Source organism: Grimontia celer (assembly GCF_900055185.1).
GTDB lineage: Bacteria > Pseudomonadota > Gammaproteobacteria > Enterobacterales > Vibrionaceae > Enterovibrio > Enterovibrio celer.
In genome coordinates this window covers 84623-101337 of record NZ_FIZX01000003.1, presented here as the reverse complement: position 1 = coordinate 101337, position 16715 = coordinate 84623, and the positions used below count along the sequence as shown (strand labels likewise).

The window sequence follows — 16715 nt, the reverse complement described above, 5'->3', positions numbered from 1 at the left end:
ATTACCTAAAGCGATAAGTTACTGAGCCTGTCGCTCAGCGCTTCCGCTGATTCGGCTTGATGTTGAATATCCTGGTCGATCTGTTGCTGCCACTTATCACTGTTCCAAATCTCAAACTTGTTGAGCTGTCCCACCAGCATGGCTTTACCATTCAAACCGGCGTAATCGCGCAGTGTTGGTGCAATCAGAATTCGCCCCTGTCCGTCCATCTCACACTCAAACGCATGACCAAGCAGCAATCGCTGTAAACGACGCTCGGCTGGATTGAGGCTGGATAAGCGGGATAGCTTGGCTTCGATGCGCTCCCATTCAGGCAAGGGATAAAGCAGCAGGCATGGTAACTGATGATCAATGGTGCAGACAAACACGCCATCGCACAACGCATCGAGTTCTTCCCGATAACGCTTTGGCAATGCGACGCGACCTTTCGCGTCGGGCGATATGGCGCTGACGCCCCTCAACATGTCACTGACTACCCTTTTTCACCAGAATAACCCACTTTATTCCACATTTTCCCACTAGGAAGTGTAAGTATCAGGCAAAAAGAAAGTCAAGCAAGCATCGAGCGCGACAAAGATCACGTAATCGCGAAGCGCATTCTATTTCAACAGCTTGAACACCTTGCTAAGCCATGCATTTTTTAACCGCACGGCATTCCGCCCTTGCAGACGCTAACTTTTAATGAAGCCAAAACAAAAGAAGGCGAGCTAATGCTCGCCTTCTCTGGGGCAAGTTTATTGATAAACTCGCCCATTTAATTTAGTGAGTCGGCCTATAAGCCGGGTTCTGTACCGTAAAAACGGTGGTAGCCATTCGTCTAGGCCTGCAATCGCTCACAGGCTCCAGCAACCTACCCGTCCCCAACGCGGGCCGCGCCAAAGGGGACCTATTTGGTCTTGCTCCGGGTGGAGTTTACCGTGCCACGAACTGTTGCCAGTCGCGCGGTGCGCTCTTACCGCACCCTTTCACCCTTACCTGATCTCCGAAGAGCCATCGGCGGTTTGCTCTCTGTTGCACTGGTCGTAGGCTTGCGCCCCCCAGGCGTTACCTGGCACCCTGCCCTGTGGAGCCCGGACTTTCCTCCCCCTCGCCAGTCTCCCAAAGGACATCAACGAAGCAGCGGCTACCCGGCCAACTCAGGCGGCGGATTATATAGAGTTCACCGCCATGGATCCAGTGAAAACACCGGACTTCTTACTCGAGATTTTCTAAACCCCACTTATAGAGGGCATTTTTTTTCACATTATATAGCTCAGCTGCAATCGCAGCCGCCTTCTTCAATGGCAACTCCTTCGCCAGCAAGGTAACCGCTTTGGTTGCCTCTAATGGCAAATCCTCTTTCTCTGCACGGTGACCCGCAATCAAAAGCACCATTTCACCACGGATACGGTTGCTGTCTTCATTCAGCCATTCAATCAACTCGCCCAGCGGCGCGCCATGAATAGTTTCATAGGTTTTGGTCAGCTCCCGTGCCAACACTACCTGACGTTCCGCGCCCAATACCACCAGCATGTCATCGAGCGTATCGAGAATACGGTGTGGTGATTCGTAAAAAATCAGAGTTCGTGGATCTTCTGCAATATCAAAAAACTTATCTCGGCGCCCTTTACTTTTCGGGGGCAGGAAGCCTTCGAAGCTGAAGCGATCAGAAGGTAAACCAGACGCACTCAACGCGGTGATAACTGCACAAGGCCCCGGCAAAGGAACAACTTTGACACCCGCCTGACGACAACGGGTCACCAAATGGTAACCTGGATCGGATATCAACGGCGTGCCCGCATCAGACACCAGCGCGATGTTTTGCCCACTGACTAATTTTTCAATCAGAAAATCTGCTTTCTGTTGTTCATTATGGTCATGCAGCGCGAAAGTTCGGGTGGTGATTCCAAAATGGGACAGTAGTTTACCAGTGTGGCGGGTATCCTCGGCAGCGATGATGTCGACCTGCTGCAAAATCTCCAAAGCACGCTGGGTGATATCTCCCAGGTTTCCGATCGGTGTCGGCACGATATATAAAGTTGAGACGTCAACCATGGTTGAAGTTTCATCAGTCATTTGTTTCACAACCCTTCGGCGATTAATATAGAGGGCAACAAGTTACGGACAGAAGATGTTCATGCGTAAAATAACCCATAAGTGCAAAAGTGTATCACGAGTTCTTCCACCAATCGCGCTGGCGTTGGTGCTTTCGGCGTGTACCACCACACCACCTGTTGAGCAAGGACCGCAATATGACATCACGGCGCCAGCGCTGGAGTCATCGACTTTCTATTTGCTGAAAGCAGAAACCGAAACCGAAACCGGAGAAGCAAAAGCTGACTGGTATCTGTTGGCGTTAAAAGCACTGATTGCTGAAAAACAGTACGCACAAGCAGACGTTTTAGTCAGTCGTTTAGCAAAACTACCACTGACCCCACTGCAACTTTCCGAATGGCAACTGAACCGTGCCTTGTTATCTCAGCAAAAAGGCGATCTGCAGACCGCTGTTGATAACCTGAACTTCCAGCCATCTTGGGGTATTCCAGCTATTCAATACCAGCGCTATTACCAATTGAAAGGTGAGCTTTACGAAGCGCTGGGGAATTTGCCAGGTGCTGTATTGTCTTACGCTGAAGGCTCACCTTACATTACGGACAATTACGATAAGCAGCAAAACTGGGAAAACGTTTGGACACTGCTGGTAAAAATGCCGCCGTCTGAGCTTAACTCTCTGTCTGCAACAACCAACCCTGTTCTAAATGGCTGGGTCGAGCTGGTGAACCTACTGCGCCGTTACTCAGGTCGTCCTGCGCAACAACAAGAAGCGCTGAACCAATGGCTCGCTGCCAATCCATCGCACCCGGCCAACCGCTACTTGCCAAACGATCTTACTGCGCTTCAGTCGATGGAGATCCTTCGCCCTGACCGCATCGGTGTGATGCTGCCTCTGAGCGACAAGTTCGCGGCACAGGGTGAAGCCATTCGCAATGGCCTAGTTCAGGCCCTGTTAGATGATGATTCTGGGAACACTGCGCCTTCAGTGATGTTCTACGATACCAATGCGCTTTCAACGACTGACATCGTGAATCAAATGCGTACTGATGGCATTCAGTTTGCTATCGGCCCTCTTCGCAAAGACAAAGTGGAAGAGTTTCTGACAGTGAGCCAGAACGCGATTCCTACGCTTGCTCTGAATATCCCTAAAGAGGAAGATGGCGCAGCAAACACCTGCTTCTTCACACTCTCCCCAGAGCAAGAAGCCGAGCAAGCGGCATTACATATTGAACAGAACAAGCACCAATACCCATTGGTGATTGCCCCGGACAATGGCTTTGGTCGACGCGTTAGTGAAGCCTTCTCTAAACAGTGGGAAGAGCAAACCGGCGAGCCCGCGGAAATTGAGTTTTTCAAAAACCGCACAGCCATGCAGAAGACCGTCCAACGCGTATTTGGTTTGACCGAGAGCCAAGGACGTATTCAACAGATGCAGCAGCTTCTGGGATTGGAGATGGAATCAGAGCAGCGCAGCCGCCGTGATGTGGATGCCGTCTACCTTGTCGCCAATGCAGGCGAACTCACGCTGCTTAAACCGTTCATTGAAGTCGCCATCAACCCGGACGTTCAACCGCCGAAACTTTACGCAAGCTCACGCTCTAACAACCGAGTGAACGGCGTTGGCGAAATTGGTGAACTTCACGGTATCGAATTCAGTGACGTGCCCCTTCTTGTTGAGCCTAACAATCCCACCGCTGCGCGCTTCAACCAACTCTGGCCGGGGCTGGATAATGGCATGACTCGCCTTTATGCACTGGGAATGGACGCTTATGCGTTGATTGAAGCACTTCCTCAAATGCAGGCATTGCCAGAATACCGTTTCGAAGGACTGTCCGGCGAGTTGTCACTTGGCGATTACTGTACCGTCAACCGTAGCGTTTCCTGGGCGATGTTTGGGGATCAGGGGATTGTTTCGGTTAAGTAAAAAGCAAACCGGCGACCACTATGAAACACAAGCCTGCCGCTTTCTCGAGCGGCAGGGCCTTAAGACCGTCGAAAAAAATGCCCGCTTCAAGGGCGGCGAATTGGACCTCATCATGCGGGAGCAAAGCTGCCTCGTTTTCGTTGAGGTCAAATACCGCAACCAAACCACTTATGGTGGCGCCGCAGCCAGTATTTCTCCACGAAAACAACAGCGCATGCTCAAAGCAGCCTATTTGTGGCTGGCGAAAAATGGCCTGTCCGCGACACATACCGAGTTTAGATTTGATGCCGTGACTTTTGAAGGCGACGTAAACTCGGTAAACTGGATGAAAAATATCGTATTTGAAGGGTAATCAATGCTAGATAGCATCAAAGAGAGTTTCACCGAAAGTATCCAGACACAAATCGCCGCGGCAGAGGCATTGCCAGAGCAGATTTCCAAAGCCGCAATGGTGATGGTGCAGTGTCTGCTTAACGGCAACAAAATCCTGTGTTGTGGTAATGGTGGCTCCGCAGCGAATGCCCAGCATTTTGCTTCCTGTCTACTCAACCGCTTCGAAACTGAACGCCCTAGCCTGCCTGCATTGGCGTTGACAGCGGATACCGTCACGCTGACAGCGGTCGCGAACGATTACCACCACGATGAAGTATTCTCCAAGCAGGTCCGTGCTTTCGGGCAAGGCGGGGACGTACTATTGGCGCTGTCTACCAGTGGCAACAGCAAAGACATCATCAAGGCGATGGAAGCAGCCGTAACACGCGACATGACCATCGTAGCGCTTACTGGCAAAGATGGTGGCGAAATGGCGGGACTTTTGGGTGAACAGGATGTGGAAATCCGTATTCCTTCACAACGCACTTCGCGCGTTCAGGAAGTTCATTTGATCACTTTGCATACCCTCTGCGATCTTATTGACCAGTACCTGTTTCCAACACACGGAGAATAAACATGAAGAAGGCGCTTTTACTTGCAGCAGTATTGGGGTTGAGTGCCTGTTCAGCGATTTACGAGCAGGATACCCGTACCGCGAAAACGGAGTGGCAGGATACACAATTGGGAATGGAAGTCGCCGGGATCGTTAACAAGGCGCCTTTCAAAGGCGACACCCGTGTTAATGCCGTTTCCTATGATGGTAAGCTGCTATTAATTGGTCAGGCGAAAACCGAAGCGCTTAAAAACGGCATCCTTGCTAAAGTCCGGGAACTGGAAGGCGTAGAGACCGTCTATGACCAAATACGCATCAAGGCGCCTTTGTCTGTGGGAGATGTGTCTAAAGACACCTGGATCACCACCAAGGTAAAATCCGCTCTTATCGGTAGCAAGAAGCTCCGCAACGTGAATATCAAAGTGATCACAGAGGACGGCGAAGTATTCTTGCTTGGTTATGTCACCCGAGAGCAAGCGAATGAAGCCACTGAAATTGCCCGTAACCTAAGTGGTGTTAAGCAAGTCATCAAAGGCTTTCAATACTATGAGCCAAGCGCAAATAGCGAGTAAGTCAGATTCAGAAATGAAAAAAGCAGCCTGGGCTGCTTTTTTTATTTGACGACGGTGAGTGTCGGACGACCTTTCGGCTTCTGTTCTGGTTCTGAAGTTGGCTCCTCAGTCTCCAAAACATTTTCTTCGTCTTCCGTTACTTCCTCGACAGCATTGAGTTCCGGTTCAGATTCAATGCGCTCCAGCTCTTCATCGAATGCTGGCTCTGGATCGAACATGGTGCCAGCACCATTTTCACGTGCATAAATAGCCATCACAGCATACATAGGCACAGTCACCAGCATAGGCCGGCCACCGAATCGTGCATTGAAACTGACTTCGTCATTCCCCAATTCAAGATTGCCCACCGCACGTGGTGCAATGTTCAATACGATCTGTCCATCCTGCACGTACTCAAAAGGCACGTTCACGTAGGGCATGGTCGCATCCACAACCAAGTGTGGCGTCAGATCGTTGTCGAGTAACCAGTCGTAAAACGCCCGTAACAGATACGGGCGTCGAGGCTTGAGATTGATGTCGCTCATTATTGCGCCAGACGCATCTCACGCTCAGCTTCGGTCAGAGAAGCCAGGAAAGAGTCACGTTCAAATACGCGCGCCATGTAAGTTTTCACTTCTTTAGCGCCAGGACCGCTCAGTTCGATCCCCATAACCGGCAGGCGCCACAGTAGCGGAGCTAGGTAGCAGTCAACCAAGCTAAACTCTTCGCTCATGAAGAACGGATACTCAGCAAACACAGGAGCAAGAGCCAATAGCTCTTCACGCAGTTGACGGCGCGCTTTATCAGCTTCTTCTGCATTGCCTTTTTCAATTTTCTCAGCCAGTGTGTACCAGTTACGTTCGATACGGTACATCATCAAACGGCTGTTACCACGCGCAACCGGATAAACCGGCATCAGCGGTGGATGCGGGAAACGCTCATCCAGGTATTCCATGATGATATTCGCGTTATACAACGCCAATTCACGGTCAACCAGAGTCGGTACCGAGTTATACGGATTCAGATCGAGTAAATCCTCTGGCAGGTTAGTTGGATCAACAAGCTCAATCTCGTATGTCACACCTTTCTCTGCCAGAACGATGCGAACCTGATGGCTATACATGTCTGATGCGTCTGAATACAACGTCATCACCGAGCGTTTATTGGCAGCAACAGCCATTAACCCCTCCAGAATGTTTCATCTATAGAAAAAACAATGGGAGCACCTGCTCCCATTGTGGATCAGCAACTCACTAGATTAACCGATCAGTGAACGTCACGCCAATACTCTTTCTTGAGCAGAATGGCAAGGATGAGGAAAATGACCATAAAGCCAATCACCCAGTAACCCATTTGCTGACGCTCAAGCTTGTTAGGCTCACCTGAGTACTCAAGGAAGTTCACCAAATCGCGAACCGCATCATCGTACTCTTCAGGGCTCAACTCACCGTTACCCAATGATTCGATACCGATGAACTCCTGAACCTGTTCACCGTCAACCAGTACCGTTTTGTACTGTTTAACAGGTGTGCCTTGAAGCTCTTCCAGTACGTGAGGCATACCCACGCTTGGGAACACAGAGTTGTTCACACCAAATGGACGGGAATCATCCTGGTAGAAAGAACGCAGGTAGGTATAGATCCAATCTGTACCACGAACACGTGCAACCAACGTTAAGTCTGGAGCTGGGCCACCAAAGAAGGTCGCACCATCTTCTGCAGTCATCGCATTGGTCACCAGATCACCGATTTTCGCGTTACTGTCAAAAACCAAGTTTTCCAGCATCAGCTCTTTCGGGATATCCAGATCTTCTGCAATACGCTCATAGCGTTGGTACTGAGTGGCGTGACAGCCAAAACAGTAGTTCATGAACAGCTTCGCACCATTTTGCAGTGATGCTTTGTCTGACAAATCGTTGTTTGCTGCGTCCAAAGGAATACTTGGACCTGCTGCCATCGCCAGAGAAGGCAGCAGAGCAAACAGCATTACAATCCACTTCTTCATTTGTAGTTCACCCTCTCCGGTAATGGTTTCGTTGCTTCGTTTTTGCTGTAGAAGAACAGCGCAACAAAGAACATGAAGTAACCAAAGCTAAAGATCTGTGCCATCAAGGTATAAGTTGGGGTTGCTGGCAGCGCACCCAGAATACCCAGCGCAATGAACGAAACAGTAAATTGCGCAATGTTTGCCAGATGGATTTTGCTGCGGTAACGGTATGAACGTACTTTACAGCGGTCCAGCCATGGCAGCAGGAACAGAACAGCAATGGAGAGGCCCATCAGCACAACGCCCATCAATTTGTCAGGAACTGCACGTAGGATGGCGTAGAACGGGGTGAAGTACCACACTGGCGCAATGTGCTCAGGTGTCTTCAGCGGGTTAGCTGCTTCAAAGTTAGGTGGCTCAAGGAAGTAGCCGCCCATCTCTGGATTGAAGAAGATAACGTAAGCAAACAGAATACCGAACAGACCCACACCAATCAGATCCTTCACTGTACCGTATGGGTGGAAAGGCACAGAGTCGATGATGTCGTACTTCTTGGTGTAGTACTCGTGGAATGGGAACTGAGTTTCGTAACCTTCGCCTTTAGTGCCTTTAGGCAGCTTGGTTTCGATACCATCCGGGTTGTTTGAGCCCACTTCATGAAGTGCCAAGATGTGCAGTACAACCAGCAACAGAATCACGATGGGTAGCGCTACAACATGGAGTGCAAAGAAGCGGTTCAGTGTTGCACCAGACAGAACATAGTCACCACGAATCCACAATGTCAGGTCGTCACCGATAACCGGAATAGCACCAAATAAGGAAATGATTACCTGTGCACCCCAGTAAGACATCTGCCCCCATGGCAGCAGGTAGCCCATGAAAGCTTCCGCCATCAGTGCAAGGAAGATCAACATACCGAAGATCCACAGTAGCTCGCGTGGTTTCTGGTACGAACCATAAATCAGACCACGAAACATGTGTAGGTAAACGACCACGAAAAACGCAGAGGCACCGGTGGAGTGCATGTAGCGCAACAGCCATCCGTATTCCACGTCTCGCATAATATATTCAATTGACGCAAAAGCCCCTTCTGCAGAAGGGTTGTAGCTCATCGTTAGCCAAATGCCGGTTAATAGCTGGTTTACCAGTACCAGCATGGCCAGTGAGCCAAACAAGTACCAGAAGTTAAAGTTTTTCGGCATTGGGTATTCGGATAAATGCTTTTTATAAGCATTCACCGCTGGAAGACGTTTCTCAAACCAGTTAAGCAAGTTTTCCATTACGCTGTCCCCTCATCTGCGCCAACCAAAATACGGTTATCGTTAAGGTACGTGTAAGGTGGGACAACCAGATTAAGTGGCGCTGGTACGCTTTTAAATACACGGCCAGCCATGTCAAACTTGGAACCATGACAAGGACAGAAGAAACCGGAAGATACACCTTCTACCTGCTCGCCAAAGCTATCTGGCAGGTAAGTTGGTGAACAGCCAAGGTGTGTACACAGGCCTACAGCGACGAAGATTTCTGGTTTAACAGAACGGTACGTATTAACGATGTATTCAGGCTGTTGTGGTTCAAGGGATTCGGGATCACGTAATTTGTCCCCAATCTGGTCTAATTTTTCTAACGTCTGCTTACTACGGCGCACGATCCACACGGGTTTACCCTGCCAAATCGCCCTAACAAGCTGACCTTCTTCAATCTTACTCACATCGACTTCGACCGGGGCACCGGCAGCTTTCGCTTTGGCGCTTGGATTCCAAGACTTGATGAAAGGTACAGCGACTGCAGCTGCACCCACACCACCAACCACTGCGGTTGATAGAGTCAGGAAACGACGTCGGCCGGAATTCACTGGCGCATTGCTCATCCAACATTCTCCCATGTGCTCCCGCATGGATTCTTATAACTTTCCTTATGCGTCCCTGGAGCGTACGGCTAACTCAAATTAAGTATTTTTATTGCGTAGAAACGGGTGGTTTGTCCAACAAAAACCTATTAATACGTCGCCTAAATGATAAGGAAAACCCCACTTTTTGACAAGATAAAGCTACCTTTTTGTAACAAATGTGAGGTATACACCGTTTTTTTAACTAACTGCCAAAAAAGAAAAAATTTACGGAAATATCAAAATAAGGAAATTGGGGACAAGCGCACAGTTCACGCGTTGACGGGAGGGGTAAATGCCTGAATGAAGATAATAAAAAGCCCGGCATAAGCCAGGCTTTTTGGACCAGAATTCCCGGATAATCCGGAAGCGAATTAACGCTTAGAGAATTGTGGACGACGACGTGCTTTACGCAGACCAACTTTCTTACGTTCAACGCGACGTGCGTCACGAGTAACGAAGCCAGCTGCGCGCAGTGCAGGACGCAGAGTCTCATCGTATTCCATCAGCGCACGGGTGATACCGTGGCGGATTGCACCTGCTTGACCAGAGATACCACCACCAGCAACGGTGATGTACAGGTCAAGTTTCTCAGTCATTTCTACCAGCTCAAGAGGTTGCATAACAACCATGCGAGCGGTTGGACGACCGAAATAGGTTTCCAGAGAACGCTTGTTGATTACGATGTTGCCGCTGCCCGGCTTGATGAATACACGAGCTGCGGAGCTTTTGCGACGACCTGTGCCGTAGTATTGTTCTGCCATTTTGAAGTCCCCTTAGATGTCCAGTACTTGCGGTTGTTGTGCCGCGTGCTTGTGCTCAGCGCCCGCGTAAACTTTCAGTTTACGGTACATTGCACGACCTAGAGGACCGCGTGGTAGCATACCTTTAACAGCAAGCTCGATAACCATTTCTGGTTTCTTAGCGATCAGTTTGTCGAAGCTGATTGACTTGATGCCACCCATGAAACCAGAGTGGTGGTAGTACATCTTGTCAGTAGTTTTCGCGCCAGTTACTTTAACTTTTTCCGCGTTGATAACTACGATGTAGTCACCAGTGTCAACGTGCGGAGTGTACTCCGGCTTGTGCTTACCACGCAGACGAGATGCGATTTCAGTTGCGATACGACCCAGAGTTTTACCTTCTGCGTCTACAATGTACCAGTCGCGTTTTACAGTTTCTGGTTTAGCAACGAATGTTTTCATGCTAATAATTACCCGATAAATTTAGATTTCACTTAAGGAGCTCTCGCTCCCACTGTTAAGAGCCCATTCAGCACCCCTTCGAGTGGTGGTTCCCTCGGCCGAAGCCTTTCAACAGTAACGGTGGGTCGCAGGATTATAAGGAAGGGTGGAGAAAAAATCACCTTTTTTTCAAAAAAAGTCCCGACTTTTTCTCCATTAGATTTTTATCAATACTGTCATTACCGCAAGGCTGGTTATGGAAGATGCTCCAAAGCCAAGTAATCATGGCTTTGCATCTCCTTCAAACGCGAAATGCAGCGTTTGAATTCGAATGACAAGCGCCCGTCTGTGTACAGTGAATTCAAGGCAACTTCAGCCGAAATGATAAGTTTCACGTGTCTTTCGTAGAATTCATCGACCATCGCGATAAATCGACGCGCAGCATCATCCTTCGAGAGCCCCATTTGCGGTACGTTTGCCAGTAAAACCGTGTGATAGAGACGCGCTATCTCGATATAGTCCGATTGGCTACGTGGGCTGTCGCATAACGTGGCAAATTCAAAATGAACCACGCCCTCTGCTTCCCGTTCCGCAATAAGCTTTCGGTTGTTAATTTCTATTTCCAGTGATTCATGACAAGGCTCAGTGGCGAGTTTATAGAAATATTCTTTTAAGTTCTCACCTGCAGCTTCATCTAAAGGAAAATGAAAGATCTCTGCTTGTTCCAGGGTACGAAGACGGTAGTCCGTTCCTGCATCCACATTGACGACCTCACAGTGCTGATTAATCAAAGCAATGGCAGGGAGGAACCGAGCACGTTGCAAGCCATTTCGGTACAGTTCATCCGGAACAATGTTAGAAGTCGCAACCAGACAGATACCACGCTCGAAAAGAGCTTCCATTAGCGTGCCTAAAATCATCGCATCCGTAATATCAGAAACGAAAAACTCATCAAAGCAAAGAATATGGGCTTCACCGGCGAGCTTATCAGCGATTTTTTGCAAAGGATCTTGTTCGCCATCGAGAAGCTGCAGCTCATGATGAACGCGGTGCATAAAGCGGTGAAAATGCATCCGCAGTTTCTTATCAAACGGCAGGCTTTCGAAGAAGGTATCAACAAGATAGGTTTTTCCGCGGCCGACGCCGCCCCAAAAGTAGAGACCTTTTTCCGGCGCTTTGACGGACGTTTTTTTATTAAAGAGGGACTCTAGAAAACCCGGCTTCTCAACTGGCGCATTCGCCCTCACCACCAAACGGTGATAAAGATCTTCAAGTTTCTCTACCGCATTGCGCTGGGAAGCATCTTCAAAAAAGTCCGGTCTTTGTAAGTCGTTATGGTATTGCTCTAGTGGTGTCATCCTTGAACCTAGCTCTCACTTGCACCCGTGGCGTTCTCAAAATCAATAGTACCATGCGTCTGGCTTGCCATGTATAGTGAAGATAATGCATTAGGGGCATTGCAGTTTACTTTTTCTTTGCCGTCTCAATGGTAAAAACTGCAATTCATCCAAACCGTTAGATATAAGTTAAGGAGCACTTATGGCTTGGATCAACACGTTAGTATTTGTGGTCATCGGTATTGTCATTGGCTTCATTATTGCCCGTTTGACAATGCGTGATAACTCGCAACAGAAAGATTTGAAAAAAGAGCTTGAGAAGTCGCGCTACGAGCTTGAACAGTACCGTCAGGAGTTAGTCGACCACTTCGCTCAGAGTGCAGAGTTGCTCGATAATATTTCTCGTGATTACAGCAAGCTCTATCAACACATGGCGAATACTTCAGCAGAGCTAATGCCGAACCTGCCAGAGCAAGACAATCCATTCGCTAAACGCATCAGCAAACTTTCTGAAGTGACCGAGGAACCAGCTCCTTCGCAGGAACCACCACGTGATTACTCTGATGGTGCATCAGGCTTACTAAAAGATCAGAAAGAAACCAGCAAAGCGAGTTAACTCGATCACAAATATCACGTTATAGGGCATTGAACTTTTTTGACCCACCCCCACTCTTAAAACGTACCTATAGAGGGGAGTGTGTTTATGAAAAAGAAGTCTTTGCTTACTTTGAGTGCGATTGCACTCGCCGTTAGTACAACCATGACAGCCTTGCCGACAACTGCAGCACTACCCGCTGCGGTTGCTGGTGAGAGCCTACCAAGCCTTGCACCCATGCTGGAAGCCGTCAGCCCGGCAGTTGTCAGCATTGCTGTGGAAGGCAGTCACACATCAAAACAACGCATTCCTGAGTCTTTCCGTTTCTTCTTCGGCCCGGATTTTCCATCTGAACAAGTTAGAGAACGTCCATTTAGAGGTCTGGGGTCAGGCGTCATTATTGACGCAGACAAAGGGTATGTGATCACTAACCATCACGTCATTGATGGTGCAAACAAAATCCGTGTGCAGCTACACGATGGTCGTGAATACGACGCAGAGCTTATTGGCAGCGATGGTATGTCTGACGTCGCCCTACTGAAGCTGGAGGAGTCGGAAGATCTTACCGAAATCAAGCTTGCTGACTCTGATGCTCTGCGCGTTGGCGACTTTGCCATTGCCATTGGTAACCCATTTGGCCTAGGCCAAACCGTCACTTCAGGCATCATTTCAGCGCTGGGTCGAAGCGGCCTGAATGTGGAGAACTTTGAAAACTTCATTCAAACCGATGCAGCCATTAACAGCGGTAACTCTGGCGGTGCGCTGGTGAACTTAAACGGTGAATTGGTTGGTATCAACACCGCTATCTTGGGGCCAAACGGCGGTAATGTCGGCATTGGCTTTGCGATTCCCGTGAACATGGCGAAAAACCTCGTCGACCAAATCCTGGAGTTTGGTGAAGTGAAGCGAGGGGTGTTAGGAGTTCAAGGTGGCGAGCTAACATCAGAACTCGCGGAAGCGTTTGGTTATGAAACTAACCATGGTGCCTTTGTCAGTCAGATAGTACCTGACTCTGCAGCTGAAAACGCGGGTATTGAAGCCGGTGACATTATCGTTTCTGTAAACGGCAAGGAAATTCGCAGCTTTGGCGAACTTCGCGCGAAAATTGCCACGCTAGGGGCAGGTAAAGAAGTAAAACTTGGCATCATTCGCGACGGCAAAGAAAAGACCGTTACCGCCAAGCTTAAGGAAGCTAGCCTTGCCAAGGCCAATGCAGAGACGCTACATGAAGCACTAAAAGGCGCAGAGCTGGAAAATTATAAAGAAGGCAAAGTGTCAGGTGTCCGTGTTTCAAGTGTCGAAAAAGACTCCATCGCCGCACGTTATGGTTTGAAGCAAGACGATGTGATTGTTGGCTTGAACCGCAACAAAGTTAAAAACCTTGGTGACCTGCGCAAACAACTAGAAAGCAAACCATCGGTATTAGCTCTGAATATCCTGCGCGGAGATTCCACCATGTACCTAGTGATCCGCTAACTCAACGCTTTACGCAAAGTGTTTCAAATCAGGAGCCTGACAGTGTCAGGCTCTTCTTTATTCACCTTCACCAACTACTCATATCAGGGATTCAATGGTATTCTCATTGCTTCGTATTTAACGGTTTTATGGGGAATGGCATGCTGGCTTTTTTAGCACGTTCTGTGGTTTATGGCGTCTTGGTCGCTGCAGTGCTGCTTATTGCTATTCCCTCATTGCGAAATGCCCAGCTTTTGCCCGAAGCTACCCTCGCCACTTTTGAAACCAATAACAGCCTCATTTCCTATAATTATGCAGTACGACGAGCTTCACCTGCCGTTGTAAACATCTACACCCGCCGCTACAGTGCAGAGAACCGCTTACAGCTCAACGCTGAAGGGCTTGGCTCTGGCGTAATCATGAGCGACAAAGGCTACATCGTCACCAACTACCATGTCGTCGCACGCGCAGACCAAATCATTGTTGCATTGCAAGATGGACGTATCAGTACTGCGCAACTGGTAGGTAAAGATCAGCGAACTGATCTAGCCGTGCTGAAAATTGAGCTGGAAAACCTGCCAGTCATTCCTTTCAACGACAGCTATGAACCCAATGTCGGTGATGTGGTGCTTGCCATTGGTAACCCCTACAACCTTGGCCAAACCACCACCTTTGGTATTATTTCCGCGACTGGCCGTCCGGGGATGAGCTTCAACCGCCAGCAAGATTTTTTGCAAACCGATGCTGCAATCAACAAAGGCAACTCAGGCGGTGCACTTGTCAACAGCCGTGGTGAGCTGGTAGGTATCAATACTGCGTCATTCCAACAAGCCACTGATGTAGACACCTACGGTATTTCTTTCGCGATCCCCTACTCCCTCACTTTGCGAGTCATGCAGAAGCTGATCGCAGATGGGCGCGTTATTCGTGGCTACATTGGCGTGGAAGGACGTGAGGTCAACCCTGTAATGGCAAGGCTTCTTGATGCGGAACAGTTACGTGGTGTGCTAATTGCCAGCATGGAGCCGAGTGGCCCTGCTGCAACATCGGGTTTGCAGGTCAATGACCTCATCATTGCCATTAATGACAAGCCAATAAGCAGCTTCCGCAACGCTCTGGATATCGTTGCTGATACCCGCCCAGGCACTAAAGTACCGTTCAAAGTGATACGCGGCGGTCAGCCTATTGATGTCATCGTAACGATTGGCGAAGAAAAACTTCAGTAAGCGTTGTTACTCAACAATTCTACAGACACAAAAAAGGCCACTTCTAAAAGCGGCCTTTTTTATTCTGTCAGATCAGCGATTAGTCACTGAAACGCTCAATGCTAACACCCAGCTTTTTAAGCTTATCTTCGATATGCTCGTAACCGCGATCAATATGATAAATGCGGTCAACGATGGTTTCGCCTTTCGCAATAGCACCAGCAATGACAAGGCTGGCTGATGCACGAAGGTCAGTCGCCATCACCTGCGCACCACTCAGGCCATCACAATCACCACAGACAACCGTGTTACCTTCGATTTCGGCATGAGCACCCATGCGTTGAAGTTCAGGCACATGCATGAAACGGTTTTCAAAAATCGTTTCTGTGATGATACCTGTGCCTTTCGCCATTAGGTTAAGTAGCGTGAATTGGGCTTGCATGTCAGTTGGAAAACCTGGGTGTGGAGCAGTGCGAATGTTCACAGCCTTGAGCTCGCGATCCGTCATGTCCAGCGAAATCCAGTCTTCACCACTTTCCACCAGCGCGCCCGCTTCTTCCAGTTTAGCCAGTACCGCTTCCATCAGTTTTGGCGAAGTGTTGTAGCACATCACTTTGCCGCCAGATACCGCCGCACCGACCAAGAAGGTGCCAGTTTCAATACGGTCCGCCACCACTTCGTGATAGCCACCGCCCAAACGCTCAACACCTTCAATCGTGATGGCATCAGTGCCCGCGCCAGTGATTTTCGCACCCAACATGTTCAGGAATTTCGCGCAGTCCACAATCTCAGGTTCACGCGCTGCATTTTCAATCACTGTGGTGCCTTCTGCCAGCGTCGCCGCAGACATAATGGTCACCGTTGCACCCACACTCACTTTGTCCATGACGATATGTGCGCCTTTAAGGCGGCCATCAACATGGGCTTTCACATAGCCTTCGTCTAAAGTAATAGTGGCACCAAGCTGCTCCAGACCATGAATGTGCAGGTCAACTGGACGTGCGCCGATAGCACACCCACCAGGTAGTGATACCTCGCCTTTACCAAAACGCGCCACTAACGGTCCAAGCGCCCAAATCGACGCGCGCATGGTTTTGACTAAATCGTAAGGCGCGCAGAATTCGTTGATCTCACTGGCATCAACATGAACAGAACCATTGCGGGTTACTTTGGCGCCCAGACGTGATAACAACTCCATGGTGGTATCAATATCACGCAGTTTAGGAACGTTCGCGACTTCTACAGGCTCTTCAGCCAGTAGCGCGGCAAACAAAATAGGCAGTGCCGCATTCTTGGCACCGGAAATTGTGACTTCACCACGCAGTGGGCCACCACCGTGGACACGGAATTTTTGCATGCTGTTCCTCGTGAACTTATAGCGGTTGCATCAGTTTTTTGTCGCGCGCCCACTCAGTCGGAGTCAGCGCTTTGATGCTAAGAGCATGGATTGCATTAGTTCTGATGTGTTCCATCAGTGGGCCATAGATAGTCTGCTGTTTCTTCACGCGTGACATGCCATCGAACATGTCGCCAACTGCTATCACTTCGAAGTGACTGCCGTCACCTTTAACATGAATTTCTTCCAGCGTCAGAGCTTGCTCTAGAATGGCTTTGATTTCAGTAGGTTCCAC

Annotated in this window: 19 protein-coding genes and 1 other RNA gene; 7 read left to right on the top strand and 13 right to left on the bottom strand. The window is 49.2% G+C overall.

Features of this window, described 5'->3' with window-relative positions; genetic code table 11:
- Positions 1 to 5 precede the first annotated feature (5 nt).
- The 3 genes from mraZ to rsmI form a co-directional block, all read right to left on the bottom strand.
- Positions 6 to 464: a division/cell wall cluster transcriptional repressor MraZ gene (gene mraZ, locus GCE9029_RS19065; protein WP_002537357.1), complete on the bottom strand. Its 459-nt coding sequence runs from the start codon at positions 462 to 464 to the stop codon at positions 6 to 8.
- 295 nt (positions 465 to 759) lie between these two features.
- Positions 760 to 1139: RNase P RNA component class A (rnpB, locus tag GCE9029_RS19060), an RNA gene on the bottom strand.
- A 55-nt stretch (positions 1140 to 1194) separates the two neighbouring features.
- Positions 1195 to 2055, bottom strand: a complete 861-nt coding sequence (gene rsmI / locus GCE9029_RS19055) for a 16S rRNA (cytidine(1402)-2'-O)-methyltransferase (RefSeq protein WP_062665999.1) — start codon at positions 2053 to 2055, stop codon at positions 1195 to 1197.
- 55 nt (positions 2056 to 2110) lie between these two features.
- Between rsmI and GCE9029_RS19050 the strand changes: the two genes are divergently transcribed.
- Genes GCE9029_RS19050 through GCE9029_RS19035 form a run of 4 tightly spaced genes read left to right on the top strand, consistent with a single transcriptional unit; the run spans position 2111 to position 5455 of the window.
- Positions 2111 to 3958 carry a penicillin-binding protein activator gene (locus GCE9029_RS19050; RefSeq protein WP_062665997.1) on the top strand — a complete coding sequence of 616 codons (1848 nt, stop codon included), beginning with the start codon at positions 2111 to 2113 and terminating at the stop codon, positions 3956 to 3958.
- On the top strand, positions 3942 to 4310 hold the full coding sequence (locus GCE9029_RS19045) for a YraN family protein (protein ID WP_062665994.1): 369 nt from the start codon (positions 3942 to 3944) through the stop codon (positions 4308 to 4310). The genes GCE9029_RS19050 and GCE9029_RS19045 overlap by 17 nt, the downstream gene beginning before the upstream one ends.
- A 3-nt stretch (positions 4311 to 4313) precedes the next feature.
- Complete coding sequence (locus GCE9029_RS19040; RefSeq protein ID WP_002537348.1) at positions 4314 to 4904, top strand: phosphoheptose isomerase; 591 nt, start codon at positions 4314 to 4316, stop codon at positions 4902 to 4904.
- Positions 4905 to 4906: 2 nt separating this feature from the next.
- Positions 4907 to 5455: a BON domain-containing protein gene (locus GCE9029_RS19035; protein WP_062665992.1), complete on the top strand. Its 549-nt coding sequence runs from the start codon at positions 4907 to 4909 to the stop codon at positions 5453 to 5455.
- A 41-nt stretch (positions 5456 to 5496) separates the two neighbouring features.
- Here the strand turns inward: GCE9029_RS19035 and sspB are convergent, their stop codons facing one another.
- From sspB to zapE, 8 genes are all read right to left on the bottom strand, one after another.
- Positions 5497 to 5979 (bottom strand): ClpXP protease specificity-enhancing factor, encoded by a 483-nt coding sequence (gene sspB / locus GCE9029_RS19030; protein ID WP_062665990.1) that lies wholly within the window; start codon positions 5977 to 5979, stop codon positions 5497 to 5499.
- Complete coding sequence (sspA, locus tag GCE9029_RS19025; protein ID WP_062665988.1) at positions 5979 to 6614, bottom strand: stringent starvation protein SspA; 636 nt, start codon at positions 6612 to 6614, stop codon at positions 5979 to 5981. The genes sspB and sspA overlap by 1 nt, the downstream gene beginning before the upstream one ends.
- An 86-nt stretch (positions 6615 to 6700) precedes the next feature.
- On the bottom strand, positions 6701 to 7438 hold the full coding sequence (locus GCE9029_RS19020; protein WP_062665986.1) for a cytochrome c1: 738 nt from the start codon (positions 7436 to 7438) through the stop codon (positions 6701 to 6703).
- Positions 7435 to 8700, bottom strand: coding sequence for a cytochrome b (locus GCE9029_RS19015; RefSeq protein ID WP_062665984.1), 1266 nt, complete (start codon positions 8698 to 8700; stop codon positions 7435 to 7437). Before GCE9029_RS19015 ends, GCE9029_RS19020 begins: the two co-directional genes overlap by 4 nt.
- The gene (petA, locus tag GCE9029_RS19010; protein ID WP_062665981.1) at positions 8700 to 9290 is read right to left on the bottom strand and encodes a ubiquinol-cytochrome c reductase iron-sulfur subunit; all 591 of its coding nucleotides are present in this window, start codon (positions 9288 to 9290) and stop codon (positions 8700 to 8702) included. The genes GCE9029_RS19015 and petA overlap by 1 nt, the downstream gene beginning before the upstream one ends.
- A 392-nt stretch (positions 9291 to 9682) precedes the next feature.
- The gene (gene rpsI / locus GCE9029_RS19005; RefSeq protein ID WP_002537334.1) at positions 9683 to 10072 is read right to left on the bottom strand and encodes a 30S ribosomal protein S9; all 390 of its coding nucleotides are present in this window, start codon (positions 10070 to 10072) and stop codon (positions 9683 to 9685) included.
- 12 nt (positions 10073 to 10084) lie between these two features.
- Positions 10085 to 10513 (bottom strand): 50S ribosomal protein L13, encoded by a 429-nt coding sequence (gene rplM, locus GCE9029_RS19000; protein WP_002537332.1) that lies wholly within the window; start codon positions 10511 to 10513, stop codon positions 10085 to 10087.
- A gap of 233 nt (positions 10514 to 10746) precedes the next feature.
- Positions 10747 to 11850 (bottom strand): cell division protein ZapE, encoded by a 1104-nt coding sequence (gene zapE / locus GCE9029_RS18995; RefSeq protein WP_062665979.1) that lies wholly within the window; start codon positions 11848 to 11850, stop codon positions 10747 to 10749.
- Positions 11851 to 12031: 181 nt separating this feature from the next.
- Between zapE and zapG the strand changes: the two genes are divergently transcribed.
- The 3 genes from zapG to degS all read left to right on the top strand — a co-directional run bounded on the left by zapG (position 12032) and on the right by degS (position 15105).
- The gene (zapG, locus tag GCE9029_RS18990) at positions 12032 to 12445 is read left to right on the top strand and encodes a Z-ring associated protein ZapG (RefSeq protein WP_062665977.1); all 414 of its coding nucleotides are present in this window, start codon (positions 12032 to 12034) and stop codon (positions 12443 to 12445) included.
- An 87-nt stretch (positions 12446 to 12532) separates the two neighbouring features.
- Entirely contained in the window at positions 12533 to 13900 is a 1368-nt protein-coding gene (locus GCE9029_RS18985; protein WP_062665975.1) for a Do family serine endopeptidase, read from the top strand.
- Between the two features lie 140 nt (positions 13901 to 14040).
- Positions 14041 to 15105 carry an outer membrane-stress sensor serine endopeptidase DegS gene (degS, locus tag GCE9029_RS18980; RefSeq protein ID WP_062665974.1) on the top strand — a complete coding sequence of 355 codons (1065 nt, stop codon included), beginning with the start codon at positions 14041 to 14043 and terminating at the stop codon, positions 15103 to 15105.
- A 79-nt stretch (positions 15106 to 15184) separates the two neighbouring features.
- On the opposite strand, the gene murA is transcribed toward degS, so the two are convergent.
- A complete protein-coding gene (gene murA / locus GCE9029_RS18975; protein ID WP_062665972.1) occupies positions 15185 to 16441 on the bottom strand; it encodes a UDP-N-acetylglucosamine 1-carboxyvinyltransferase in 1257 nt (418 codons plus the stop codon).
- A gap of 16 nt (positions 16442 to 16457) precedes the next feature.
- Positions 16458 to 16715, bottom strand: coding sequence for a BolA family iron metabolism protein IbaG (ibaG, locus tag GCE9029_RS18970; protein WP_002537320.1), 258 nt, complete (start codon positions 16713 to 16715; stop codon positions 16458 to 16460).

Coding starts and splice junctions, on each gene's coding strand:
- GCE9029_RS18985 (WP_062665975.1), top strand. CDS start 12,533: ATGAAAAAGAAGTCTTTGCTTACTTTGAGTGCGATTGCACTCGCCGTT.
- GCE9029_RS19020 (WP_062665986.1), bottom strand. CDS start 7,438: ATGAAGAAGTGGATTGTAATGCTGTTTGCTCTGCTGCCTTCTCTGGCG.
- zapE (WP_062665979.1), bottom strand. CDS start 11,850: ATGACACCACTAGAGCAATACCATAACGACTTACAAAGACCGGACTTT.
- rpsI (WP_002537334.1), bottom strand. CDS start 10,072: ATGGCAGAACAATACTACGGCACAGGTCGTCGCAAAAGCTCCGCAGCT.
- GCE9029_RS19035 (WP_062665992.1), top strand. CDS start 4,907: ATGAAGAAGGCGCTTTTACTTGCAGCAGTATTGGGGTTGAGTGCCTGT.
- GCE9029_RS19015 (WP_062665984.1), bottom strand. CDS start 8,700: ATGGAAAACTTGCTTAACTGGTTTGAGAAACGTCTTCCAGCGGTGAAT.
- petA (WP_062665981.1), bottom strand. CDS start 9,290: ATGAGCAATGCGCCAGTGAATTCCGGCCGACGTCGTTTCCTGACTCTA.
- sspB (WP_062665990.1), bottom strand. CDS start 5,979: ATGAGCGACATCAATCTCAAGCCTCGACGCCCGTATCTGTTACGGGCG.
- mraZ (WP_002537357.1), bottom strand. CDS start 464: ATGTTGAGGGGCGTCAGCGCCATATCGCCCGACGCGAAAGGTCGCGTC.
- murA (WP_062665972.1), bottom strand. CDS start 16,441: ATGCAAAAATTCCGTGTCCACGGTGGTGGCCCACTGCGTGGTGAAGTC.
- sspA (WP_062665988.1), bottom strand. CDS start 6,614: ATGGCTGTTGCTGCCAATAAACGCTCGGTGATGACGTTGTATTCAGAC.
- degS (WP_062665974.1), top strand. CDS start 14,041: ATGCTGGCTTTTTTAGCACGTTCTGTGGTTTATGGCGTCTTGGTCGCT.
- zapG (WP_062665977.1), top strand. CDS start 12,032: ATGGCTTGGATCAACACGTTAGTATTTGTGGTCATCGGTATTGTCATT.
- GCE9029_RS19040 (WP_002537348.1), top strand. CDS start 4,314: ATGCTAGATAGCATCAAAGAGAGTTTCACCGAAAGTATCCAGACACAA.
- rplM (WP_002537332.1), bottom strand. CDS start 10,513: ATGAAAACATTCGTTGCTAAACCAGAAACTGTAAAACGCGACTGGTAC.
- GCE9029_RS19050 (WP_062665997.1), top strand. CDS start 2,111: ATGTTCATGCGTAAAATAACCCATAAGTGCAAAAGTGTATCACGAGTT.
- rsmI (WP_062665999.1), bottom strand. CDS start 2,055: ATGACTGATGAAACTTCAACCATGGTTGACGTCTCAACTTTATATATC.